This window comes from Paraburkholderia sp. J41 (assembly GCF_905220235.1).
GTDB lineage: Bacteria > Pseudomonadota > Gammaproteobacteria > Burkholderiales > Burkholderiaceae > Paraburkholderia.
In genome coordinates, this window is sequence record NZ_CAJMZE010000025.1 from 1 (window position 1) to 22,108 (window position 22,108).

Here is a 22,108-nt window from a genome sequence, read left to right on the forward strand (position 1 = left end):
CGCCGACGCGGTGATGACGCCGCGCTCGAGCTGGGCGGACGTGAGGTGCGCCATCTTGTTGTAGGCGCCGCGCAGCTTGAAGGAAAAGACCGGCTGGTTGTCCTCGCGCTTGAGGAAAACGCGGTTGCGGATGCGCGCGGAGAGACTGCGGGCGGGTTCGAGTTCGGTCTCGCGGGCGACATCGTAGACGCGGGCGGTGAGGATCTTTCGGAGATAGTCGGTCTCGTCGGGATGCGTTTTGCCTGTTTTGGCTGCTTCGACGGCGGAACGACCTTGGTGCACTTGCATGACGGCTCCTGTTCTGATTTTCGTTTTAACCAGGAGGCGGAAATAAAAAACCCGCCTCGTGGGGCGGGTTGTTGTCGCGGCTTTCGGATATGCGCTAACCCACCATTCGTCGAATGGTGTAAATAATCAGCGCGATCGAAAACGGGCGGCGGTTCATTCTTAAAGAATGGCTTGGGACGGGTGTCATTGTCAATGCAAGGAAACCGACGCGAACAATTAATTACGAAATACGTTCTTTTTACTACGTTGAAAGCAATTTGGTGGCCCTTTGCGCTCCGCCGCTTGGAAAAGTGTGATTTTTTCGTTGCTCACATGCATTTTTTCGTGAAACATTTTCAATACATTCACGTAAGCCCATGATAACTATGAAAAAACACTTGGACAATGAGATACGCGAGCATGTTTCACGATTCGACCCTGAACCGGCCTTGCCGTGCCTCGCCTGGCACCCGTAACCGGAGAAAGATATCCCGGCGCCCTCCCCGGCTCGAGTTCTGGCTATCGTTAAACCGCGTCGGGGGCTTCCATCTCCGAGGCCCACTGTTCGATAACGGCCTTTACACGCTCGGCAAGCCGCTGTTGATCGGCGGGCGCAATACCCTTCAGGCTGAGTTCCGCGCGTCCGTCGCCGAATAGTTTCAGTTCGCCCAACGCGACACCATCGGGCTTGTTGAACTGCACGCGCGACTGGTAGTGCGTGCGGCGGGGACCGACGCGACGAGCGCCCGCCTCCGCCGATGCCGCCGCCTCGAGTTTGCGCACGCTGGCCTTGCCTTCTACCACTTGTTGGAGCCAATGTTCGGCAACCGTGGCGCCGGCACGGTCGAAGATCAACTTGATGTTGTAGGCGTGACCGAGTCCAACGTCGCCGCGATGTTGCGCCATGCGCTGAAGCAGGAACGGCGGCAGCGAAGTAAGCGAAATGACCTTGCTGATGTGCTTCGGGTCCTCGCCGACAGCGACGCCCAATTCGACCTGATCGACATAGACACGATCGTCGAGCAACTTTTTCCATGCCAGCGCATCGTCGAAAACCGTCTGTTCCTCTCGCTCCTTGTTCGCGTGATACGCGCGCAAATAGAGGTTCTGATTGTCGAGTCCATCGCGAACGTCGGCGTCGATGAACCTGTCGCCGCGTGAACGGGCCGCCCGAATTCGCCGCTCGCCATCAACGATGACATATTTTCCCGGAAACTCGGCGAGTCGAGTCACGAGGATCGGCGTGATCTGCCCTTGCGTACCGATGCTCGCAGCCAGTTCGTCGATCGTCTCGGCGCTGTAAAACGCGCGCGGGTTGTAGGGATTGGAAACGACCTCGTCGACAGCGATTTTTTGGACCGCGTGCGTGGCATTGCCAGGTTCGGCAACCAGTGCTTCCGGGGCAATCACCGGGGCGGACGCGCCAGCATCGCGCTGCGCGATATTGACGACGTCCGCTTCCGCCAGGCGCTCGCCCGCCGACACACGTTCCGCCACCATTCCAGCGCGAACCTTGCTGGTGAAATTAAGCTTAGTTGCCATCGACGGTCTCCTCCTCCTGAACCAGCGCAATGATTTCGTTATAGACGGCCGTGATTTCGTCCTTTGCGATCTTCGTCCCGCGTACGCCGCGAACGTCGAACACAGTCCGGCCCAGAGCCGCCGCTTGCCGATATAGCTCGCGCTGTTTAACCGTCGAGGCGAATACGCGGACGTTGCTCTCAGCGAGAATCGCGCTCATTTGCGTGTGAAGCAGGGTCTTCGAATTGGACTTATTCAGCAAAATTGCGAATTTTCCGGCTGGATTAGCCACGCGAGTGCGTTCGACCAATTCCATCATGCCTTCGCTACTCCAGATATCGATTGGAGAGGCATCGGTCGGAATGATCGTTGCGTCGGCTACGGCTAACACGCGAGCAGTTGTGAGATCGTTAATATTGGGCGGACAATCGACGATTACCACGTCATAGTCGTTGGCCAAAGCCGCAACTTCTGGCCCAATCATTTTTTCGAGCTTATGGATGCTGCCGACACGAAACGGCAGCGGTGTTTCAGAACCTGCTGCCGCGCACCAGCTCATGCATGATTGCTGGCCGTCAGCATCGGCGACATACACCTTGTAGCCTTCGGCCTGAAACGCTCCCGCCAGATTCATGCTCGTAGTGGTCTTGCCGACACCACCTTTCTGGTTCGCAACAGCTATGACGAGTCCCATTCAATTCTCCATGCAATTTTCAACGGCGAAGTGGCGATCCACACGCATTCTCCACGTGGAGACTTCCGCAAGTCACCACGGAGTCTAGCGGTTACTTAAGGTAAATTCTAGGATTTCTGCCGAAAACGTTGTCGCCTCGCAACCCTTGATGCTTAAGTTGGAGTCTAGAGAGTATCGCTCGCAGGTGAATCTCCACGTGGAGACGGCGGTATAGTATTTGAACTCAAACCAATTTCACACCTTCGCACGGCGGTATGATGCTACACACTCCACGTGGAGATTTTGCGCTCCGCAAATAGCAAAGACGTTTTACAAAGAGACTGAATTTGGTCTGATATTGCCGCAGATTCTCCACGTGAAGAATCTGCATTGCTTGAACAACGCACCTGTGGATAGGATAATGGTGACTTTAAAGAAAATTCATTCCGAATTTTCAAAAATTAGTATAGATATTTTTTACGTACGCGTCAGCCGCGATGAGCGCAAAAAAAAGGTGACCTAAAGTCACCGTTACGTCTGCTTTAAATTATCTCAGTCGCCGCGCGTCTTCAACGCCAACTCAACCTCCGCTGACGCTTGCCCAGCGGCAGGCGGCTGTTGCCCGCTCAGCAGGAATTCAAGCAAATCGGCGGCCGTCGGCTGACCCCAGGTATCTAGCACGACCCAGCGGAAGAAATTCGTCGATGCCATTTTGCTCGGCACCTTGGCTGTCGAGACTTTCAGCTTGTCCATGCCGACCGTCTCGTTGTAGCGCTGGATCAATGCGGTCTGATCGTCGTATTCGAGTTCGTTGAAGTACGAGCGCGCCTCGTTGATCTTTGCCGCAATATAGCGATCGGCGACCTGATCCTGGCTTTCCCGCGCTCGGCCGGCGTCCGAAGTGGCCGTTGCCGCATTGCCACCGGGCAACTCGTAACCCTGCATGAGTGCCTTGCGGAAATAGGCGGCCACGTTCGCAAGCGGCGCCGCGTTTTTTTGAGCGACGCGTGCGGCGGTGTAGGCGATGGCCGTCCGTATCTTCTCGTCGCCGTATTGCTTGATCAAACGCCGCGCCTCGGAAACCGGAATGCTGAACTTCGACATTTCGCCGATCAACAATGTCTCGTTGACGCGCAACTCCTGCGCGGGATCGGTCTCAGGCTTACGAGTAACGCGAAACTGCAAAGCGACGACCGAGCGTCCCACCTTGTGTTCGATCAACTCGAAGGTGTGATCCGAAATCTCGTTCACTTCCTTGATGCACGGCACGAGGACGCGGCTTTTGAACTGCTTGTACAGCTTATAAGACTGCGCCGACGTATCCTGCCCGAGAATCAGATCGCGCAGCGTCGCAAGCGGAAACCGCGCGGTCATGCCAACCGCCTCATAACGCACGACGTTCTCCCATAGCGCCAGCGAATGCGCCTTCCGAAACTGGCGCGTGATTCGCATGTCGATCATTGCGTAGATTTCGGGGTTGAGGAGTTCGCCGCGAATCTGCTCGGAAAAGGTGTAGCGCAACACAGACCGCTCGAGTTCGGCGCCCGCGAGCAAACCCGATGCTTTCCAGATGCTGCGCTTGTCCTGCGTGAGATAGTCCCAGTTGACGACCGTGCTGATCAGCGAATTGATCGTCTCCTTGACGTATTCCGTGTTATTGCTGTTCAGATCGACGTCTTGGGAAAGGGCGGAAATCGTAATCTCGAACGAGGAGCGGCCAGGCTCAAGCGAGTCCTGGCGGATCGCATTCTTGATCAGCGAGCTGAACATCTTGCGCTGCTGCAAGCTGATCGACCCAGACTTGGGCGCGATATGAATAGCCGGAACGGCCTTGCGGAAGAGATCAGGCGGCTGGCCTTGAAATACGAGTGCGCCTTGCTTGTCGGCATCGCCAGCGTCGGCCTTTTTTCTTGCCATATGATCCACGTTGAAGGGAACCTGTTCGGTTGGTAACTGTATACCAACGGAACAGGTGACTCAAGGCCGCGATGGAATCCGTGACGCTGAGCGACATCTGCCGGGAAACGATTGACAGACAAGCCTTCCAAGGTCGTGCGGCATCGCAGAAAAGACAGAAACGCCGGCGCAGGCAAGACAGGCATTCTTCCCATAAGCGGTAACCTTCGAAGGCAACGGCCTTCATTCAAGTCCCATAGATGGCTACCTTGCTGCGTTATGTGAGCGCTCACTCACAAATATAACCGGCACAAAGGTAACGAGATATGGGAAATCCCAATCAGCGCGGGCGTGCTGTTGGTCGCAGGCTTTGGCAGCAAGTACCGCTCGGAATGTCCCATGAATGGTGACCTTTGCCCGTTCCCATAAACGGTGACCTTGGGTCACCTGAAAGGGGAGGTAACTGCGAACGAACGGATGTAACTACTCCCAAATACGGTTACCAACGAACACCACCATAAGCCGTAACCTAAGAAGCTCGCGAAGCCTCAGGCATCAACCCCGCAGGGCCGACATGATCGAACACAGCCCGCCACGGCGCGACAAAAATCAGTACAAAATAGCCCATAACCGGCTACCTAACGTCGTTCCCATAAAGGGATGCCTCGCAGGAGGTCTAACAAAAGAAAAAACCACAGCCGCCGCACTTATATCCCCATAGACAGGGACCTTTGCCGCATCCCATAAACGGGAACCTTGACCGATACCAGCGGTGTTTCCCATCAACAGCGACCTGCTTCCCATATCCAGAAGCCACAAACCCCATCCTTGGCTACCGAAGTCCCATATCCACAACCCGGAATCCCCATAGACGGTACCGCTGTCCCCATAAATAGCAACCAAATCGGCCGCAAAGCCCCGTTCCATAAGGCTTTGCGCCGTCTAAAGGTTTACTAAAGTAGTTAAAGCGTAAAGGTAAACACTAAAACTGTGTTCGATGAGAAAAACGTCTCCCAAAACCAGCGACCTATTCGATGTAAGCGGTCACCAACCTCGGAATCCCCAAGATCGGCGACCTAAAGCATCTCGCCGCACGGAAAGCTCCCATCGAATGCTACCTATGTTCGGAAAATTTCAACTAGAGCACGAGGTATCACTTCTAAGCCACTGATAGAAAAGCAAATCCGTTCCGAGGTGCCCAAATACGGGAGCAAGTTCCTGCTTAAGGTAGCCGTTTGTGGGATCGCTTTCCCGAGCACGCTTGTCTTGAGCCGCCCCGTAGCCAGTGCATTCCGCACCTGCGATCTATGCGCGGCGACTCACGCATCCCAAATCCGGTGACCCATCTCATGGTCACCATCCATGGGAATTCGGCCCGGACGTTCCACCGCGTCACAAGGGTCACTGCGCTAGCCGTAACTGGCAACTTCACCCATAAGCGGTTCGAACACAAGCGCATACGGTAACTACTACGGTCTGTTCACCATTCACCGCCACCGCGCTGCCGGTGACCTAATTTCGACGCCGCCCGACCTGCCGTCCGCGCCCGCACTGCCAAACGGTCAAGCATTCGTTCGTGCCACACCGCTGTGAAGTTTCGCCGTTCGCGCGCGTGATCGGCGTGACGCGCCGCACGGCATGCACCTCCTGGTCGCACAGGGCATGACGACCGTGCTGAACATGCGCCAAGACCTCGTGCGCGCGCTCGCACTCGGCGCTGGGCGCACGCTTGCCGCGGCTGCTGCGGTAATCTCGTGCCAGACATGCAGCAAGCGCGTGTGCGAAATCCCTGGAGTCACCGAATGCATTGCGATCGGTGACCTTGCGCGATGCTTGCCCGTTGGCGACGACGAAGTCGAGCGCCTGATGGGTGGTGAAGGGCGCCCGCGACGGCATTGCCCACGACCTCCGCGCGCCGCTCGTCCATCGGCATACGCTCCTCGCGCGCGGCCGAGCGCGAATGCCTGCGCGCCGACGCCGACGGTGCCGCTATGCTCGATCACGCGCGCAGCGAAACCGGTAACTGCTCGAAACGTTTCCGCGCGCTGCTGCGGATTTCCAAGATCGGCGCTGCAACCGCGCAGCGCTTCGCCACCGTCGATCTGCGTGAACTTGCGGGCGAGGGCGGCTGCGGCGCGCGCATGAGCGTGGAATGCTGACCGCGCGTTCGCCTGACGCCACGCGCATCCTGCTCGTTTTCCTATCCTCGTTCGTCGTCTCGCGGCTGCGCCGCAAGCTCGACAGCGCGGTGATCGACGTGCGCATCGAAACCATCAGCCGATTCGGTTACCAATTGACGCCGGATGAGTCTGGCCGACGGCGTTCGATTTCAGGTAACCGTTTGTGGGAACCGGTTACCTGTGCGCCGTCACGCGCTTCTTGCGTCATGGAAAAACTAACGAGGCACGCTTTTCGAGGTTGCGCGGGCAGGCTGAATGCCGAACGTGTCGCTTGCTACGATCGTGCGTTGCGCAGTGTGATCGTGAACGCAAGGCCAGCAGCGATTGTGTGCGAGCAGCGCGGGCGCACGTCGGTGCCGCCTTCGTTTCACTTGCGCTGTTGATCCGCACGAGGGCCGTCCGGGCGCGCACGAGTTGTGCGACTGGCCGCCGCTCGCCTCGCTCACAAGGAAGCCGCCGTCATACCCGATTGCGTAAAGCGGCGCCGCAGTGGGGCGTTGATGATGACTTGGCTCGAGTTGCGCGATGGCGAGCGATCGGCGGGCGCTGACGGATGCCGGTCCGCAGCGTTGCCTGTGCGAAGGCGCGTTCCCATGCATTCGCAATCGCCTGGCGCGGATTATCCGCCGCGTCGGCATATAACTTACCTCGTAACGCACAAACGGACGGCACTCTCGGCGCATGTTTCGGCGCGTTAGCCGAAGCTGTCGCACACAATAAGACTACGCGCCCAAAGCATCGCAAAACATGCATACATGATGAATTATATGAGCCGATAGAAATATCAATTGTTGATATTTCGCGCGCACCGCTAAGCTGGCAGCCATCTTCGATATTTCATCGTGACGTTTCATACGGTCATGTCCCGCACCGCGATCATCGAATGGTTGACGAGTTTCGTGCCGCACCCCGCCGCGCCGTCATGGCGCGAGCGCGTGCGGCGCTGCGCGGGCGCGTTGCTCGGCATCGCGTTCACGGGGTTCGCCACGCACGCGGCGTTCGGCGCGGCGGGCGATATCCCGATGCTCGTCGCGCCGATGGGCGCGTCGGCGGTGCTGCTGTTCGGCGTGTCGGAAAGCCCGCTTGCGCAGCCGTGGTCGATACTGGGCGGCAACTTCGTTGCGGCGCTCGTGGGCGTCGCATGCGCGCGCTGGATCGATTCGACGCTCATGGCGGCCTCGCTGGCTGTCGCGCTCGCGATTTGCGCGATGTTCTTATGCCGCTGCGTGCATCCGCCCTCGGGCGCCGTCGCGTTGACGGCCGTGCTCGGCGGTCCCGCCGTGCGCGCATTGGGTTTCGATTTCGTGATCGCACCGGTCGAGCTGCAATCGGTTGCGCTCGTGTGCGCCGCGCTCGCGTTTCATGCGCTGACGGGGCACCGTTATCCGCGCGGCGTGTTTCGTGCCGCACCCGAGGCGCGGACGAACGGCGCCGTGGGCGCGCTGCCCGCGCTCGAACCCATCGGCAGGCCGATCAGGTCGTTCGAGCAGCTAACCTGCGAGGAAGCGATGTCGACGCGATGCCCGGCGGTACGCGCGACGATGGGCACGCACGCCGCGCGCGAGATGTTTCGCCGCCACGGCGCGGCCGCGTTGCCCGTGGTCGATGCGGCGGATCGCGTGGTCGGCATGCTGACGCATCATGCGCTCGATGCCGCGAAGCCTGCCGCATGGGCGAAACTGCGGCGCGCGTTCGCGAAGGAATCGGCGCGCATGGAGGAAACCGTGGAAGCGGTGATGGCGGCGGGCGTGCATGCGGTGCATCGTGCGACGCCGCTCGCGCAACTCGTGCCGTTCTTCACCGAGCACGCGTGGCACGACGTGCCGGTCATGGACGACGCACGCCGTCTCGTGGGCGTCGTGCGTCATTCGGACATGATCCGCTTGCTGCACCGGCACGCAGGCGCGGCGCAAGCGGCGTGAGCCGCGTTACACCACGAACAGCAGCACCGCGAACACGGCGTAGAGCCAGCCCACGTGCGTGAGTTGACGGCTTTGCACGCGCGGCGCGCGGAACGCCCATTGCAGGAACAGGATCGAAGCCATCGTCGTCACGGCCGCGAGAATCGACGGCGCGCCGAGGTGCCACGGCGTGAAGAACAGCGCGAACGCGGTGGGAATGGTCGCCTGAATCATCATCGCGCCGCTGATGTTGGCGAGCGCAAGACGCTCCTTGCCCTGGCGCACCCAGATGATCGCGTTCATGATCTCGGGCAGTTCGGTCGCGATCGGGCTGAACAGCAGCGCCGTCAATTGCGGGCTCAAGCCAAGCCACGGACCCACCGCGCCGATCTGCTCGACGAACAGATGCGAAGCGAAAAAGATCACGGCGAGCGCGCCCACGGTCTGTAGCAGAATCCAGAAGAGGCTCGGATTGCCGTCGCGCGGCCGCAGTTTGAGCGGCTCCAACTCGCCTTCGACTTCGTCGCTGCCGCCGCCGTCATCGGACAGTTCTTTCCAGCAATACACCGCGTAAGCGCCGAGAAAGGCGATGCCGAGAACGGGCTTGAAGCTGAACAGCACGAGGCCGAGCGCGATCTTGGCGACGAAGATGGCGAGGAACCAGAGCTGGTCGCGGCGCAGGCGGCGTGTGTCGACGTCGACAAAGCCCGCGCGCTCGCGGCCCGCGCGTTTGGCCGTGGCGAGCATCGCAACGCCCACGACGGCGTAGGCGATGGTGCTGAGCGCGAGCGGGCCGCCGATGGCCGCGCCCACGCCGATCTCCTTGTGCGCGGGCGTGCCGCCGAACGCCACGGCCACGAGCGTGACCACGCTTTCCGGGAGCGCCGTGCCGAACGCGGCGAGGATCGTGCCGGTGGCCGTTTGCGTGACCTTGAGCTTGTGCCCGAGCCACTCCACGCTATTGACGAAAGTTTCGCAGGACAGATAGATGATGCCGGCGGCGGCGATGAGCAGGGCGAACGTCCAGATCATGACGTACGCTCCGTGGCGCGAGTGCAAAGGCAATGTGGGGTGAGGCGGTTCATTGTGCCGTTCTTTTGTATGCGAGCCGGGCAACAAAACCAATGACGCCTCCCTTCGCCCGGCTCGGCAAAAAGGAAAGCGTCAAAGGTCTCGTCAGGCCGCGAAGCTGCGAACGGCTGCCGACGCCATGGTGCGCGAGGCACCAATTATGTTGACGACGGCGCTTCGCCGGGGCGGCGAAGCAGACTACTCCCCTAAGACGGGGGCGATTATAGCGCAAACAAAACGGCGAAAGCATGAATGCGCGCTTGCCATTCTCATGCGGCGGCGGATCAGAATTCGTGGCGCAAGCCGATCATCGCCGTGGCCTGTCCGTCGTTGCCCGCGACGTTGCCCGTGACGTTGCCCATGTCGTTGCCGAGGCCGACGAGCGCATCCGGCGCGACCCGGTCGTTCACGAAAGCTTGGGCCGCGTTGAACTTCGTGCCGCCGTTCGCGCGCGGGTAGTTCGCGCATCCGGCGTTGCTCCATCGAAGGCACCGAGTTCAATCAATCGTTGATGGCGATCGCGGCGGCCGTGCGCGCGCAGGGATTGATGCTGACGAGTCCCACCCTGGTGGAGGCCGAGCGTGCCGACGGTATGCACGTCGAACCGTTCGGCACGGCGGTGGCTACCTGTTGCATCCGAGCGCGGCAGACCTTCAACCCGAGGTCGAGCCGCTCAAGACGTGGATGGCGGGCGAAACGGCGCGTCGTATTTCGACAGTTTAACTTGCAAGCTAAACTGTCTTGATTTACGCTTCCTCCCTGATGCCGGGAGCGGTGCCGCGAGTACGAGCGGCGTACACGCTCCGCCGATGTCTCTTCAACCCAACTTCATTGCCAAGGACCAAGCATGAGCTTCGTCGCATTCTTTTTCGCCGGTGCGTTCGTGTGCAACGCGTTGCCGCATCTGGCCGCGGGCTTGCGCGGCGAGTGTTTTCCCACGCCGTTCGCCAAGCCGCACGGCAGAGGGCCGTCCTCGCCGCTGGTCAATTTTTTGTGGGGTGGGCTCAACGCTCTGGCGGGTGCGGCACTGTTCGTCACGCATCCGCTCGTTCCCGGCATCAATGCCGGCAGCGCGGCCGTGGTGCTCGGCGTGCTCGCTATCGGTATATTCACGTCCGTGCATTTTGGGCGCGCGCGTCGTGAAGGCGCTTTTTGAGCGCGGGCGTGCCGTTCAGCGGGCAAGCGATTTGACGCGCCGCGACGCCGCGCGCATGCGCCGGCGCTTCTGCTGTTCGAGCCATCGCAACGACTCTTCCACGACAGCGGCGGGAACGTCGTCGAACGCGGTCTCGCGAATCAGGGTTTCGCTGGCCGCGATGTCGTTGAATTGCCCCAGTTTGTCTTGCACGGAGGTCAACGCCTTGATGTCGCGAGCGTGGCGGCCTTTCACGACAGGCTGAAAAAATTCGAGCAGATAGCGCAGCTTTTTGCCCGCCTTTCTCACGTCGTGAAGCGCTTGTTCATGGCCTTCATGCGCGATTGCGCTTTGCGCGGCGCGCCGGCTTCGTGCGCGAAGCGTGCGCTTTGCGCGACGCAGCCGCTTTCTCGCGAACGGCCGAATCGGCAGGTCGTCGCAGCACGTTTGAAGCGTGGCTTGCGCGCGAAGCAGCACGTCGTTCAGGAACGCCTCGACCGCATCGCTGCGGATCATCGCTTGACTCTGCTCGACTGCCCGCGCGCGACGCTCGCGTGCCGCCGCCACGAGCGGTTCGATCGCCATGCCCGACTTCAGCGCCGCGTCCAGCAAGCCGCCCGCAATGTCCCAGTCGCGCGTGCAGCCCGCCACCGCCGCGAGTCGTTTGAATTCTTCCGTGGCCTCGGCCGTCGCTTCTTCGCCGAGATAAGGCGAGTAGGCCCAAAAAAGCGCGCGCAGCTTTCTGAATGCGATACGAAGCTGATGGAATCCTTCCGGGTCGCCCGCCGCGGAAAGCGCCTCTGCCTTCCGCGCGGCTTCGGCGACGACCGGCAGGGCCAACGAAGAAAACGTGCTGGCGACGGAACGTGTTTTATCGGGCGACAGCGACGCGGCGAGCTTGTGCCGCCGGGTCTTGAAGCGTGTGTTTGGCTTGGGCAAAAGCCAGTCACCGTCCATATCCATTGCGGTCTCGAGTTGGACAAGAAACAGGGTTGCCAGACCCTACCACACGGCCATTTATTTCCCCTGTATTCATGACGGTTTGATGAAATCCGCGAAATTTCACGAGGAACCGGTTTCGCCCTGCAAGCGGCCTGGATTTATGGTGTTTCTGTATTACGATAACCCGTTATATCCGGCATCGGCATTTGCTGGAACCGCGAATGGGTTCGCGAATCAAGTGGGAGTCCGAATGAAGAAACGCGCCACCGTGATCTGTCGCCGAGGCAAGCGAATCCTGCTGGTCTCGCGCAGTCAGTCGAAGTGGGCATTGCCGGGCGGAATGCTCAAGCGCGGAGAGCCGCTTTCGGCCGCCGCGCTGCGCGAACTTCGGGAAGAAACGCGGCTTGCGGGGAAATCGGCGAAATATCTATTCGATTTTCGCGGCAAGCAGAAGCACCATCACGTGTTCTTCTGCGAAATTCCCAGTCAGGCCAAGGCGCGGCCGAGCAGCGAAATCTCCCGATGCCGCTGGGTTCATCTCGACGACATCTCGCGGCTCATGACCAGTCGCCCAACCACGAATATCGTGAAGCTGATGACTCAGCGGCGCAGGAAATAAATCGCACGACGCGCGAGTGATTCGCGTGCGAAGCGCAACGCGGCGCGCGCCGTCAAAAGTCGGTGGATTCGAGGGCGACGGGCGAAAGCGCGCCGCGATACACCTTGTCCGCCGCCGCGCGCAGTATTTCCTCCACGTTTTCCCGCACCGATATCTCGTTGCCTTCCTGGGAGCCGTCGGAGCTGAAAACGTCGCGCAGGCACGCGCCCGTTACCTGAATCTGATGTTGCCGCCCGCCGATCGGGTAATGAAAAAAGACATCGCCGTCGATATGTTGAAGGGGAATGTCGAACATGTCGGCTCCGGTTGTGGCACATGGGTTTCGATAGTAACCGGGACATATGTCGCGGCCAGGTCCGGCGGCGCGCCCGAATCACGTCGATGTCATGCGCCGAAGCTACCGGCCTTCGCCGGAAAGCGCTTGTCGATGGATCGTGCCGGTTCGGCCGCTCGCCATTTACCTGCGCGCACGCGTCGTGCCGCGCCGCCTGCTTCGTACGCGGGTCATATGTGTCTCGTACGCGTCTTGTCCGCATCTGATACGCGTCTCGTACCCGTCGTCATACGCGCCTCGTGCGCATCCACGCATCCACGCATCCGCGTGAGCCGTGCCATTCGCCCGCGCCCGAATCGCGCCTTCTGCGTGCTGTGCTACCCTTCCCGTGCCTTGGCTCTTTAGCCCGCGGCGCGCGGCCGGTCGCATCGACATGCCGCCGCGGCGCGTCACGGCAGTATTCAAGCGTCGTCGTAGCGTCATCGAAAGAGCGAAGTCCTGATCCCAATAGCCGCCAATAACAGGAAAGACCCGGATGAAACAGCACGAGATACAACGCCCAGGCTCGCGCGGCCGCTTACGGACTCATCATGCCCGCCTGCGTCTCGCGCTGGCCGCGCTGGTGCTCGCCGGCGGCGCGCAGGCCGCGCACGCCGCCACCGAAATCCAGTTCTGGCACGCCATGGAGTCCGAACTCGGCGAGCGCGTGAACGACATCGCCAAGCAGTTCAACGCTTCGCAAAGCGAGTACAAGATCGTGCCTGTGTTCAAGGGCACTTACGATCAGACGCTGGCCGCCGGCATCGCCGCCTATCGCAGCGGCGACGCGCCCGCGATTATTCAGGTGTACGAAGTTGGCACGGCGACGATGATGAACGCGAAAAAGGCCGTGCTGCCCGTGTACGACGTGATGCAGAAGGCCGGCGTGCCGCTCGACGAAAAGGCGTTCGTGCCGACCATCGCGAGCTATTACAGCGACGCCAAAACAGGCCATCTCGTTTCGATGCCGTTCAACAGCTCCACGCCCGTGCTTTACTACAACCGCGACGCGTTCCAGAAGGCGGGCCTCAATCCGGACCAGCCGCCCAAGACCTGGCCCGAGGTTTCCGCCGATGCCGCGAAGCTCAAGGCGTCGGGCATGAACTGCGGCTTCACGACCGGCTGGCAAGGCTGGATTCAGGTGGAGAACTACAGCGCCTGGCACGGCGCGCCCATCGCCACGCGCAACAACGGCTTCGACGGTCTCGACGCGCAACTCGAAATCAACAAGCCGTTGCAGGTCGCGCATATCGCCTTTCTGCAAAAGATGGCGAAAGACGGCACCTTCACCTATGTCGGCCGCAAGGACGAAGCCACGGCCAAGTTCTATAGCGGCGACTGCGGCATCATGATGGGTTCGTCGGGCGCGCTCGCGAACGTGCAGCAATACGCGAAGTTCAAGTTCGGCACGGGCATGATGCCGTACGACCCGAGCGTGAAGGGCGCGCCGCAGAACGCCATTATCGGCGGGGCGAGTCTGTGGGTGCTGGGCGGCAAGAGCCCGGAAGTCTACAAGGGCGTGGCGAAGTTTCTCGCGTATCTGAACACGCCGGCGGTGGCGGCGAAGTGGCATCAGGACACCGGTTATCTGCCGGTGACGAAGGCCGCTTACGAACTCACGCAGAAGCAGGGCTTCTACCAGTCGCATCCGGGCGCGGACACGGCCACGAAGCAGATGCTCAACAAGCCGCCGCTGCCGTGGACCAAGGGCCTGCGCCTTGGCAACATGCCGCAGATCCGCACGGTCGTCGACGAGGAACTGGAGCAGGTGTGGACGGGCAGCAAGACGCCGCAACAGGCGCTCGATTCGGCGAATTCGCGCGGCAACGACCTGCTCAGGCGCTTCGAGCAGCAAGCGCAATAACGCACGACTGCGGTCACAAAACAACGCCCCGGCATCGCGCGATGCCGGGGCGCTGTTCTTGCGGCGGCCGGCACGGAACGGCGCAATCGGCGCAATCGGCGCAATCGGCGCGCGGCGCCATCTCGGCGCTATCGCTGCGCGCGCGAATCGGTCATGATCGGAGCTCATCTTTCCAGCAAGCGAGAACCCGATGGACCGGCTCGACGCCATGAACGTCCTGATCGCCGTGGTGGACGCGGGCAGCCTTTCGGCGGCGGCGCGGCGTCTGGGCATGCCGCTCGCCACGGTCAGCCGCAAGGTCAACGACCTGGAGGCGCATCTGGGAACGCGGCTTCTCACGCGCAGCACGCGCCAGCTCGCGCTGACCGAAGCGGGCGAATCCTATGTGGCCGCGTGCCGGCGCATTCTCGACGAAGTGGGCGAGGCCGAGCGTGCCGCCACGGGCGAATACAGCGCGCCGCGCGGCGAACTCGCGATCACCGCGCCCGTGGTGTTCGGGCGCTTGCACGTGCTGCCTGTGGTCGCGGCATTTCTCGCGCAGTTTCCCGAGATCGGCGTGCGGCTCATGCTGGCGGACAGCCTCGTCAATCTGCTCGAAGAACGCGTCGACGCGGCCGTGCGCATCGGCGAATTGCCCGATAGCGCGCTCGTCGCCCTGCGCGTGGGCGAGATGCGGCGCGTGGTGTGCGCGAGTCCCGCGTATCTCGCGCAGCACGGCACGCCCGCGCATCCCGACGATCTTGCGGCGCACGCGTGCATTGCGTCGAACGGGTTGTCGTCGACGCGCGCGTGGACGTTTCGCGCGGGCAAGGAGACGGTCGCCCCGCCGCTGCGCTCGCGCCTGCTCGTCAATACCGCGGAAGCCGCCATCGACGCCGCGCTGCTCGGCTTGGGCGTCGCGCGCGTGCTTTCGTATCAGGTGACGAACGCCGTGCGCGAAGGCAAGCTGCAACTCGTGCTCGAAGATGTCGAGCCGCCCGCGTGGCCCGTGAGTCTCGTGCATGCGGGTCAGGCGCCGCTGCCGCTCAAGCTGCGCGCATTTCTCGATTTCGCCGCGCCGCGCCTGCGTGCGCGGCTCGAGGCGGAGCAACTCGCGAAGGGCGCCGGTCGCGCTTCGATGCGTTCGGCGCGCGCTGGCGACGGTGCGTAGAGCGCGGGCCGGCGCACGGCTTGCGTCATCGGATCGCGCCGCAGCGCCGACGTGCCCGGCACGCCGGCCTTCGTTCAACCGGCGCGCGGAGCGTCGAAGTAATCCGCGCGCACGGCCGCGCCGATCAGGTTCACGATCAGGCGCCCCGCGGTAATCGACGTGATGTTGTTCACGTCCGCCGACGGCGTGATTTCGACGATGTCCATGCCCACCACGCGCCCCTTCTTCACGAGGCCGTGAATGAGCTGGCGCATCTGGACATAGGTGATGCCGCCCAGCGCCGGTCCCGCCACGCCTGGCGCGATCGACGGGTCGAGGCCGTCCGCGTCGATGGTCAGATAGTAGCGCCCGCCGTCGGCAATGCGGTCGAGCACCGAACGCATGCCGTTTTCGTGTACTTCGTAAGCGGGAATCAGATGCGAACCGTAAGCCACCGCCGCGTCATAGTCGGCCTGGCGGCCGCTGCCCTGCGCGCGCAGACCGATCTGGAAAATCTCGCCGACATGCGCCATCTCGGACGCGCGGCGGATGGTGCTCGACAGTCCTTCGCGAACGCCGTTGATCTCGTCGCGCCAGTCGAGATGCGCGTCGACATGAATGAGCGTGATGGGCCCCTGGTCGTCGAACGCGCGCAGCACCGGGATCGGAATCGCATGGTCGCCGCCCAGCACGATCGGCATCGCGCCGGCCTTGAGAATCTTGCGAACCGCCAACTCGGAGCGCGGGCCATGCGTGCTCAGGTCGCGTGGGTCGGCCGGCACGTTGCCGCAGTCCACCACCTTCAGCGCGCGGTTGTCGTAGATGGGGCCGCCCACGTCGAAGTCGTAGTGATGGAGCGCGCGGCAGATGCGGTCGCTCATCGCGCGCACGGCGTCCGGCGCCTTGCTCTGATCGTTGCTGATGTGATCGGCAATGTACGCCTGGCCGAACGGAATGCCGAGGATGGCAATGTGCGCGTCGAGTTCGTCGAGGTTCGTGCAGATCGGCGACCAGAGAAAGCTCTGGTGCTTTTTCGAAGGGGGCAGTACCAACGGGAATTCCATTGACTCTCCAGATTGCTGGCGGTGAAGCGGCGGAGCGGCGGTGGCGTTGAGCGGCGCCGCATCCGCATCGCTTCAGTTGAACAGGGTTTGGGTGTCGGCGTGCTGGCCGAGCTTCATCAATGCGGCGAGCGTGCGGCGCGCGCGCTCCTCGGGCATCGCGCGCGACGCGCATTCGAGAAACTTGCGTCCGATCGCCTGCGCGTCCAGCGGATGCCGGCTCGAACCGTTCGCCATCGCGCGGAACCGCGAAAGCGTGCGGCCGTCGCGCATTCGCACCTGAACGTGCGCGCCTTCGGGCGCCGCCGTGTCCATCGCCGGGTCGGCCCAGCGCGCGGACGACGTCATGCCGACCCTATGCATCGCCCGAACGATGTCGGGGCGCGTGACCACGGCTTGCGTGAGGCTGGAAAGCGAAATGTCGCCGAGCAACAGCGTCGCGGCGATCGCGAACGGCAGGCTGAATTGCGCTTGCTGCGGCGTGACGGGTTCCGCGTATTTCAGATTGCGCACGACGATCGGCGGCACGTCGCACACCACGCGCTCGATCCGCGCGGGGTCCGCGCCTTCGGCGATCAGTTCGCGCAGCGCGTCCACCGCCGCGTGCGAGGAGAGGCAGACGGGAATCCGCTTTACGTCGATCCCGGGCTGCAAAAGACGCCAGTGCGCGTTCCCGTGCGCGCCGAGCCGCGCGAGCGCCTCGAAGTCGAACGCGCCGCCGTTCACGAGCGCAGCGAGTCCCGTATGACCGTCGAGCGCATCGGCCGGGCCGCTGCATCCCGCCTGGGCGAGCAAGGCAGCGCGCACGCCGGCTTCGGCGGTCTGCCCCACGAGCAGCGCTTTGGCATCGGTGCCGAACACGGCTTTCGTGCCACCGGCTCCCGCCGCGGCCAATCCGAGCGCCGCTGCCGTTTGCCGCGCATCCAGCCGCAAGGCGCAGCACGCCGCGGCGCACGCGCCGATCGCGCCAAAGAGTCCCGTCGTCCACCAGCCGCGATCGTAGGGCGCGCGGCCCAACGCCTGGGCGAGCGCAAGCTCGCATTCCGCGCCGGCCACGTAAGCGGCGACGAGATCCGCGCCCGAGCGTTTCGCCATTTGCGTGACGGCCAAGGCCGCGGGAACGATCACGGCCGAAGCGTGTACGAAACCGGCGTAGCTGTTGTCGTCGAAATCCAGCGCGTGCGCGGCGACGCCGTTGACGAATGCGGCCGCCGTCGCGCAGGTTTTTTTCCCGCCTGCGCCGGCCGCTGCCGCCACGCCGGGTACGTCGCATTCGCCTGCTGAAAAGAGGTGCCCCAACGCGCCGCGCGCGCGCGTCGCCACCGGCGTCGCGCTTCCCGCGATCATCACGCCCAAGGTGTCGACAACGGCATGCGTGGCCACGCGCCGAACCTCGTCGGGCAACTGCGCGTACGTCAGCCCGCAGACCCATTGCGCCATGCGCTCGATGGCGGTCATCATGCTTGCTCCCGCGCGTGTGCCGGCCGCGTGTGCCGGCCGAATGGCTTGCGCCGTTATTCGGGAAGATTGCCGGCGGGCGTGCCGAGCCACTTCATCGCGATCTTGTCGATCGTGCCGTCGGCCTTCGCCTCGCGAATGATCTGGTTCAGCTTGTCGACGAGATCCTGCTCGCCCTTCGGCACGCCGATATAGCACGGCGAATTCGAGAGAATTTCCTTGAGGTTCAGATCGAGGCCGGGATGCTGCTTCTGCATGACCGCCGCCACCGTGGTGCCCACCGCCATCATCTGCGTCTGGCCCGAGAGAAATGCCTGGATGGTCGAATTGTTGTCTTCGAAGCGCCGGATGACGGCGCCCGGCGCTTTCGTCGAAATTTCCTCGTCCTGCATCGAGCCGCGCGTGACCGACACGGTCTTGCCCGTCATGTCGCCGAAATTCTTGACCGAAAGAGCGGTGTGACCGTACACGGCGTCGAAGAACGGCGCGTAGGCAATGGTGTAATCAATGACCTTCTCGCGCTCCGGCGTCTTGCCGAGCGAGCTGATCGTGATGTCGGCCTTGCCCGTTTGCAGATACGCGACGCGAGTGGGCGCCGTAACGGGGATGAGCTGGAGCTTGACGCCCAGCTTGTTCGCAACCAGGTTGGCGGTGTCGATGTCGATACCCATCGGCTGCATGTCCGGTCCCACCGAGCCGTAAGGCGCGTAGTCGGTCGGAACCGCGACACGAATGACTTTCGCCGCCTGAATGCGTTCGACCGCGTTATCGGCATGGGCGCCGACGGAGGCGAACAGCCCCGTGCAAACGAGCGCACCGAGAAGCGCCTTTTTGAAAGCGAACATGATGACTGTCCTGTATTGTTAGGATGCCAAATAAAATGCCGAGGAAAACGACGCGAGTCGAATCTTTTCCTTCGGGTCGTGCTTCGGACGTTCGGCTTAGATTACCGCAACGGTTTTGACGTCAAAATTCGCTCAATCGGGAATCACCGCGGTGGCGTCGATCTCGACCAGATATTCCGTGCGAGCGAAGGCGCTCACGACTATCCCCGTCGAAACGGGAAACACGCCTTTCAGCCAGCGGCCCATCACGCGGTACACGGCTTCGCGATAACGCGGATCGGAAATGTAGACCGTGACCTTGGTGATGTGCGCGAGCTGGCTGCCCGCTTCTTTCAGCAGCATGTCGATATTCTTCATGGCCTGCTCGGCCTGGCCTTCCACGTCGCCGATGCAGACGCATTCGGAGGTGTCGAGATTCTGGCCGATCTGCCCGCGAAGAAACACCAGCGTTCCGCGAGCCACGACGGCCTGGCACAGATCGTTGTCGAGATTCTGTTCGGGATACGTTTCTTTGGTATTGAATTTACGGATTCGGGTGTGCGCCATCGTGCTTCCTTCGAGTCGCCTTGAGGTGGATATCGGGGAAAAGAGCAGGGCGTGCCCTGCGAACGAGTCCACTCTAGAAAAGACAAAAACTTTTAGAAAACGAGTTTTTTGTCGGGTTAGTCTTGGAAAACGAAACCTTCGGGGCATTGCATGGCCAAGCTCGAATTCGACGAACGCGATCTCCGCTCGCTGCGCGTTTTTTGCCACGCGGCGCAGGCGGGTGGATTCGCGGCCGCCGAAAAGAACTTGCCGATGTCCAAGGCCTCGATCAGCCGGCATGTGCAGAAAGTCGAAGCCCGGCTGGGCGTGAGATTGTGCGAGCGCGGGCCGGGCGGCTTCAAATTGACGGCCGAAGGCATGGTGGCGCTGGATCTGGCGTCGACGGCATTGCGCGCGCTGGAACGCATTCGCCCCGAGATGGACGCGGCGCATGGCGTGCTGTCCGGCTCGCTCACGATCGGCATTGGCGAGCACACGCTGACGCATCCCGAATGCCGGCTGCCCGAGGCGCTGGAGAGGCTGAAGCAGCGCGCGCCCGCGGTTCGGCCGGAGATCGTCGTTTTTTCGTTTGTCGAATTGAATCGCGCGCTTCACGACCAGCGTGTCGATGTGGCGATTCGAGGCCATTACGAGGACGACTCGCACTTCAACTATCTGCCGATCTATCGCGAACGGCACGGCGTGTACGTCTCGGGGCGCGTCAGCGGGCGCAAGGAAAGCGCTTCCTTGCCGCTGGTTTATCGTCCGCATCCTTACGTCGAACAGGCGCTCGCCAGCGGCGCCTTTTCGCGCGGCCCCGAGGCCGGCGGGCTGGACGCGATCGGCGCGCTCGTCGCGAGTGGCGACTATCAGGGCATATTGCCGACTCACTATGGCGAACTGCTCGGCAAGCGCTTCGACTTGCGGCTCCAGCGCCATAGCCCGTCATACGAGCACGCGGGCTGCGTCGTGACGCTGGCTTCGCGTCCGGTCAGCCGTCGCTTGCAGTTGATGCTGGACATTCTCCGCGAACTGCATCCTTCGCTGGACGCCGGGCGCGCGGCGCGCGCCGCATGAAGTGTCGATGCCGAAGCCGGCACGCGCGTTAGCCGGCGATCGCCACGCGCGCAGCCGGGAACGAGACGGCGCGCAGTGCGGCCAACGCCCAAAACCCCAGTACATAGCCGGAAAACGCGCATGAACGTGCGAATTCGCCGCGCTGCGCGGGCGGGTTGGCGTGCCGTTGTGGTTCGATTCGGCGCGAGCGCGGGGCAGGAACGCCGGCGGCGAAAGTGCCGCAAGTTAGGGTGCGACACGTAGCGATGAGTCGCTTCGCGGGCTGCGGCGCGATGCCGCGCTTATCCGGCGAGGCGGTTGCAGAAGTTTCAATGCGATCGTGATAGATTCGCGGCCTTAAATCAGGAGCCAGCAGGATCGTGCGAGAAATAGATCCCGAACAGTGCGACGCCGTGAATCAGATTCTTCAGCGCGCGCGCACAGAGCGGTTGTTTTCGATGATCACCGAACTCGTTCTGGGCGAAGGCCGCGAACAGTTTCAACGGTTCACCGAGCCCACTCGAATCGAACTGACGGCGGTACACCGGAATCTCGCGCAAGCGCTTTGCGAGGCGCGCCCGTTCGCGCGGTGCCATGAATGCAGCGACGGAGCATCGTGTCGCCGCGTGGGGGACGCGTGAAGCGGCGTCAGCTCCGCTTTCGCGAACCGGTCGCGCATGCCGCGAAGCGCCGTGCGCTCCACGCATGGCTTTCGGCGATGATGGCTGACGGCGTCCCGGCCACATCGCGCGAATAGCAGAGTTAGGAAACGTCCGATTGCGGCTTCTTCGCAGACTAAGCAATGTCTTGGGGTTGAACGTTCCACACCAACCCGCACGACATATGAAAAGAGAAATACTGCCTGCTCTCAAATTGCTTTCATTGGCCGGAGCCGTGCTGCTGGCTCATGCCGCCTGGTCGCAGAATCTGCCGCGAAACACGTTTGGGTTCAGGATGCCGGCGCAGCCGTCGTCGATACCGATGCCGCGCAACGAAACGACCGCTCCGGGTTTCATGCTGCATCGCTGGCCGCACGCGACGGCAAGCGCCGGCGACAGCAAAAGCCTCGGCGAAATGCTCGCGCAACATCCCGAGTTGCAGACGCATTCGCATATGACTTACTTCTCTTCTTCGCTGCGCGTTGGCGAGCGTACGCGCCTTCAACCGCCGGGCAGCGAGTTTTCGCACTAGCGCCTGTTGAACGCGGGTCTTCGATACCGACCCGCGAAGCCGAAATACACGATACGTCCGCGCGGCCTATGCACGGGTTCGCTGAAGCAACGGCGTGCCCGGTTATCGCGGCGCTGCATCGGCAAAAACGTCGGCAAAAAATATCGGCAAAAAACCCCGCAAAACAGCGACGCCCGGATTACACGCCAGCGCCCGTAAGCGCACGTAATCCTCCGGCGAAAGCTCCAGAATCATGCAAACGTTTGCATGTACTTGTTCTGCAAAGGGAATATTGAACTTTCCCGTCCGCGTGCCGTAAACTCGTGCGCCGGTCCGATTCGGGCCGCCGATTAGTCCCGCCCATACCGCGCGCGCCCGACGCATCGAGGCGCGCCGTTCATCTTTTCCGCTTTCTTCTTGTTCAAGCGTCGTTGATGCAGGCATCGGCGGATGCCGTGCGGCCCGCGCGCGCCGGGCATGCG

At 62.2% G+C, this 22,108-nt stretch carries 24 protein-coding genes and 1 riboswitch; of the genes, 9 read left to right on the top strand and 15 right to left on the bottom strand.

From position 1 onward, the window contains the following. The 5 genes from U5805_RS22660 to U5805_RS22680 form a co-directional block, all read right to left on the bottom strand. On the bottom strand, positions 1 to 288 hold a 288-nt coding region (locus U5805_RS22660), incomplete at its 3' end, for a pyridoxal-phosphate dependent enzyme (RefSeq protein WP_322105742.1). Positions 289 to 792: 504 nt separating this feature from the next. After that, a complete protein-coding gene (locus tag U5805_RS22665; protein ID WP_322105743.1) occupies positions 793 to 1,809 on the bottom strand; it encodes a ParB/RepB/Spo0J family partition protein in 1,017 nt (338 codons plus the stop codon). Beyond that, positions 1,799 to 2,482 (bottom strand): ParA family partition ATPase, encoded by a 684-nt coding sequence (gene parA / locus U5805_RS22670; RefSeq protein ID WP_322105744.1) that lies wholly within the window; start codon positions 2,480 to 2,482, stop codon positions 1,799 to 1,801. Before parA ends, U5805_RS22665 begins: the two co-directional genes overlap by 11 nt. 531 nt (positions 2,483 to 3,013) lie before the next feature. Then, positions 3,014 to 4,378: a replication initiation protein gene (locus tag U5805_RS22675; RefSeq protein ID WP_322105745.1), complete on the bottom strand. Its 1,365-nt coding sequence runs from the start codon at positions 4,376 to 4,378 to the stop codon at positions 3,014 to 3,016. A 1,491-nt stretch (positions 4,379 to 5,869) separates the two neighbouring features. Then, positions 5,870 to 6,253, bottom strand: a complete 384-nt coding sequence (locus tag U5805_RS22680) for a hypothetical protein (RefSeq protein ID WP_322105746.1) — start codon at positions 6,251 to 6,253, stop codon at positions 5,870 to 5,872. Between the two features lie 95 nt (positions 6,254 to 6,348). Here U5805_RS22680 and U5805_RS22685 point away from each other — a divergent pair, with 95 nt between their 5' ends. From U5805_RS22685 to U5805_RS22695, 3 genes are all read left to right on the top strand, one after another. Beyond that, positions 6,349 to 6,516, top strand: coding sequence for a hypothetical protein (locus tag U5805_RS22685; RefSeq protein WP_322105747.1), 168 nt, complete (start codon positions 6,349 to 6,351; stop codon positions 6,514 to 6,516). Beyond that, entirely contained in the window at positions 6,510 to 6,920 is a 411-nt protein-coding gene (locus tag U5805_RS22690; RefSeq protein WP_322105748.1) for a helix-turn-helix domain-containing protein, read from the top strand. The genes U5805_RS22685 and U5805_RS22690 overlap by 7 nt, the downstream gene beginning before the upstream one ends. 477 nt (positions 6,921 to 7,397) lie before the next feature. Continuing rightward, positions 7,398 to 8,459 carry an HPP family protein gene (locus tag U5805_RS22695; protein WP_322105749.1) on the top strand — a complete coding sequence of 354 codons (1,062 nt, stop codon included), beginning with the start codon at positions 7,398 to 7,400 and terminating at the stop codon, positions 8,457 to 8,459. A 6-nt stretch (positions 8,460 to 8,465) separates the two neighbouring features. Here the strand turns inward: U5805_RS22695 and U5805_RS22700 are convergent, their stop codons facing one another. Both U5805_RS22700 and U5805_RS22705 read right to left on the bottom strand, forming a co-directional pair. Then, on the bottom strand, positions 8,466 to 9,470 hold the full coding sequence (locus tag U5805_RS22700; RefSeq protein ID WP_322105750.1) for a sodium:calcium antiporter: 1,005 nt from the start codon (positions 9,468 to 9,470) through the stop codon (positions 8,466 to 8,468). Between the two features lie 67 nt (positions 9,471 to 9,537). Further along, positions 9,538 to 9,728: riboswitch (yybP-ykoY riboswitch) on the bottom strand. A gap of 65 nt (positions 9,729 to 9,793) precedes the next feature. Continuing rightward, positions 9,794 to 9,919: a hypothetical protein gene (locus U5805_RS22705; RefSeq protein WP_322105751.1), complete on the bottom strand. Its 126-nt coding sequence runs from the start codon at positions 9,917 to 9,919 to the stop codon at positions 9,794 to 9,796. Positions 9,920 to 10,356: 437 nt separating this feature from the next. Here U5805_RS22705 and U5805_RS22710 point away from each other — a divergent pair, with 437 nt between their 5' ends. Further along, positions 10,357 to 10,665 (top strand): hypothetical protein, encoded by a 309-nt coding sequence (locus U5805_RS22710; RefSeq protein ID WP_322105752.1) that lies wholly within the window; start codon positions 10,357 to 10,359, stop codon positions 10,663 to 10,665. A 15-nt stretch (positions 10,666 to 10,680) separates the two neighbouring features. Here the strand turns inward: U5805_RS22710 and U5805_RS22715 are convergent, their stop codons facing one another. Next, on the bottom strand, positions 10,681 to 11,607 hold the full coding sequence (locus U5805_RS22715) for a CHAD domain-containing protein (protein ID WP_322105753.1): 927 nt from the start codon (positions 11,605 to 11,607) through the stop codon (positions 10,681 to 10,683). A gap of 229 nt (positions 11,608 to 11,836) precedes the next feature. Between U5805_RS22715 and U5805_RS22720 the strand changes: the two genes are divergently transcribed. Further along, entirely contained in the window at positions 11,837 to 12,205 is a 369-nt protein-coding gene (locus tag U5805_RS22720) for an NUDIX hydrolase (protein WP_322105754.1), read from the top strand. Positions 12,206 to 12,257: 52 nt separating this feature from the next. Here U5805_RS22720 and U5805_RS22725 read toward each other — a convergent pair whose 3' ends face one another. Beyond that, positions 12,258 to 12,500 (bottom strand): hypothetical protein, encoded by a 243-nt coding sequence (locus U5805_RS22725; protein ID WP_322105755.1) that lies wholly within the window; start codon positions 12,498 to 12,500, stop codon positions 12,258 to 12,260. A 514-nt stretch (positions 12,501 to 13,014) separates the two neighbouring features. Between U5805_RS22725 and ugpB the strand changes: the two genes are divergently transcribed. Both ugpB and U5805_RS22735 read left to right on the top strand, forming a co-directional pair. Next, positions 13,015 to 14,382 (top strand): sn-glycerol-3-phosphate ABC transporter substrate-binding protein UgpB, encoded by a 1,368-nt coding sequence (ugpB, locus tag U5805_RS22730; RefSeq protein WP_322105756.1) that lies wholly within the window; start codon positions 13,015 to 13,017, stop codon positions 14,380 to 14,382. 190 nt (positions 14,383 to 14,572) lie between these two features. Then, the gene (locus U5805_RS22735; protein ID WP_322105757.1) at positions 14,573 to 15,532 is read left to right on the top strand and encodes a LysR family transcriptional regulator; all 960 of its coding nucleotides are present in this window, start codon (positions 14,573 to 14,575) and stop codon (positions 15,530 to 15,532) included. A gap of 74 nt (positions 15,533 to 15,606) precedes the next feature. Here U5805_RS22735 and U5805_RS22740 read toward each other — a convergent pair whose 3' ends face one another. The 4 genes from U5805_RS22740 to U5805_RS22755 form a co-directional block, all read right to left on the bottom strand. Next, positions 15,607 to 16,575: an agmatinase gene (locus U5805_RS22740; protein ID WP_322105758.1), complete on the bottom strand. Its 969-nt coding sequence runs from the start codon at positions 16,573 to 16,575 to the stop codon at positions 15,607 to 15,609. Between the two features lie 72 nt (positions 16,576 to 16,647). Then, complete coding sequence (locus tag U5805_RS22745; protein ID WP_322105759.1) at positions 16,648 to 18,033, bottom strand: MmgE/PrpD family protein; 1,386 nt, start codon at positions 18,031 to 18,033, stop codon at positions 16,648 to 16,650. 53 nt (positions 18,034 to 18,086) lie between these two features. Next, positions 18,087 to 18,875: a transporter substrate-binding domain-containing protein gene (locus U5805_RS22750; protein WP_322105760.1), complete on the bottom strand. Its 789-nt coding sequence runs from the start codon at positions 18,873 to 18,875 to the stop codon at positions 18,087 to 18,089. A gap of 132 nt (positions 18,876 to 19,007) precedes the next feature. Continuing rightward, positions 19,008 to 19,421: a RidA family protein gene (locus U5805_RS22755; RefSeq protein WP_322105761.1), complete on the bottom strand. Its 414-nt coding sequence runs from the start codon at positions 19,419 to 19,421 to the stop codon at positions 19,008 to 19,010. Between the two features lie 150 nt (positions 19,422 to 19,571). On the opposite strand from U5805_RS22755, the gene U5805_RS22760 reads away from it, so the two are divergent. Next, positions 19,572 to 20,477, top strand: a complete 906-nt coding sequence (locus tag U5805_RS22760) for a LysR family transcriptional regulator (protein ID WP_322105762.1) — start codon at positions 19,572 to 19,574, stop codon at positions 20,475 to 20,477. Positions 20,478 to 20,818: 341 nt separating this feature from the next. On the opposite strand, the gene U5805_RS22765 is transcribed toward U5805_RS22760, so the two are convergent. Further along, on the bottom strand, positions 20,819 to 21,052 hold the full coding sequence (locus tag U5805_RS22765) for a hypothetical protein (RefSeq protein WP_322105763.1): 234 nt from the start codon (positions 21,050 to 21,052) through the stop codon (positions 20,819 to 20,821). A 217-nt stretch (positions 21,053 to 21,269) separates the two neighbouring features. Here U5805_RS22765 and U5805_RS22770 point away from each other — a divergent pair, with 217 nt between their 5' ends. Next, complete coding sequence (locus tag U5805_RS22770; RefSeq protein ID WP_322105764.1) at positions 21,270 to 21,647, top strand: hypothetical protein; 378 nt, start codon at positions 21,270 to 21,272, stop codon at positions 21,645 to 21,647. Positions 21,648 to 21,749: 102 nt separating this feature from the next. Here U5805_RS22770 and U5805_RS22775 read toward each other — a convergent pair whose 3' ends face one another. Continuing rightward, on the bottom strand, positions 21,750 to 22,070 hold the full coding sequence (locus U5805_RS22775; protein WP_322105765.1) for a hypothetical protein: 321 nt from the start codon (positions 22,068 to 22,070) through the stop codon (positions 21,750 to 21,752). Positions 22,071 to 22,108 lie beyond the last annotated feature (38 nt).

Excerpts from the sequence above, each read along its gene's own strand:
- U5805_RS22665 (WP_322105743.1), bottom strand. The coding sequence starts at position 1,809 with ATGGCAACTAAGCTTAATTTCACCAGCAAGGTTCGCGCTGGAATGGTG.
- parA (WP_322105744.1), bottom strand. The coding sequence starts at position 2,482 with ATGGGACTCGTCATAGCTGTTGCGAACCAGAAAGGTGGTGTCGGCAAG.
- U5805_RS22675 (WP_322105745.1), bottom strand. The coding sequence starts at position 4,378 with ATGGCAAGAAAAAAGGCCGACGCTGGCGATGCCGACAAGCAAGGCGCA.
- U5805_RS22680 (WP_322105746.1), bottom strand. The coding sequence starts at position 6,253 with ATGCCGTCGCGGGCGCCCTTCACCACCCATCAGGCGCTCGACTTCGTC.
- U5805_RS22685 (WP_322105747.1), top strand. The coding sequence starts at position 6,349 with ATGCTCGATCACGCGCGCAGCGAAACCGGTAACTGCTCGAAACGTTTC.
- U5805_RS22690 (WP_322105748.1), top strand. The coding sequence starts at position 6,510 with ATGCTGACCGCGCGTTCGCCTGACGCCACGCGCATCCTGCTCGTTTTC.
- U5805_RS22695 (WP_322105749.1), top strand. The coding sequence starts at position 7,398 with ATGTCCCGCACCGCGATCATCGAATGGTTGACGAGTTTCGTGCCGCAC.
- U5805_RS22700 (WP_322105750.1), bottom strand. The coding sequence starts at position 9,470 with ATGATCTGGACGTTCGCCCTGCTCATCGCCGCCGCCGGCATCATCTAT.
- U5805_RS22710 (WP_322105752.1), top strand. The coding sequence starts at position 10,357 with ATGAGCTTCGTCGCATTCTTTTTCGCCGGTGCGTTCGTGTGCAACGCG.
- U5805_RS22715 (WP_322105753.1), bottom strand. The coding sequence starts at position 11,607 with ATGGATATGGACGGTGACTGGCTTTTGCCCAAGCCAAACACACGCTTC.
- U5805_RS22720 (WP_322105754.1), top strand. The coding sequence starts at position 11,837 with ATGAAGAAACGCGCCACCGTGATCTGTCGCCGAGGCAAGCGAATCCTG.
- U5805_RS22725 (WP_322105755.1), bottom strand. The coding sequence starts at position 12,500 with ATGTTCGACATTCCCCTTCAACATATCGACGGCGATGTCTTTTTTCAT.
- ugpB (WP_322105756.1), top strand. The coding sequence starts at position 13,015 with ATGAAACAGCACGAGATACAACGCCCAGGCTCGCGCGGCCGCTTACGG.
- U5805_RS22735 (WP_322105757.1), top strand. The coding sequence starts at position 14,573 with ATGGACCGGCTCGACGCCATGAACGTCCTGATCGCCGTGGTGGACGCG.
- U5805_RS22740 (WP_322105758.1), bottom strand. The coding sequence starts at position 16,575 with ATGGAATTCCCGTTGGTACTGCCCCCTTCGAAAAAGCACCAGAGCTTT.
- U5805_RS22745 (WP_322105759.1), bottom strand. The coding sequence starts at position 18,033 with ATGATGACCGCCATCGAGCGCATGGCGCAATGGGTCTGCGGGCTGACG.
- U5805_RS22750 (WP_322105760.1), bottom strand. The coding sequence starts at position 18,875 with ATGTTCGCTTTCAAAAAGGCGCTTCTCGGTGCGCTCGTTTGCACGGGG.
- U5805_RS22755 (WP_322105761.1), bottom strand. The coding sequence starts at position 19,421 with ATGGCGCACACCCGAATCCGTAAATTCAATACCAAAGAAACGTATCCC.
- U5805_RS22760 (WP_322105762.1), top strand. The coding sequence starts at position 19,572 with ATGGCCAAGCTCGAATTCGACGAACGCGATCTCCGCTCGCTGCGCGTT.
- U5805_RS22765 (WP_322105763.1), bottom strand. The coding sequence starts at position 21,052 with ATGGCACCGCGCGAACGGGCGCGCCTCGCAAAGCGCTTGCGCGAGATT.
- U5805_RS22775 (WP_322105765.1), bottom strand. The coding sequence starts at position 22,070 with ATGCCTGCATCAACGACGCTTGAACAAGAAGAAAGCGGAAAAGATGAA.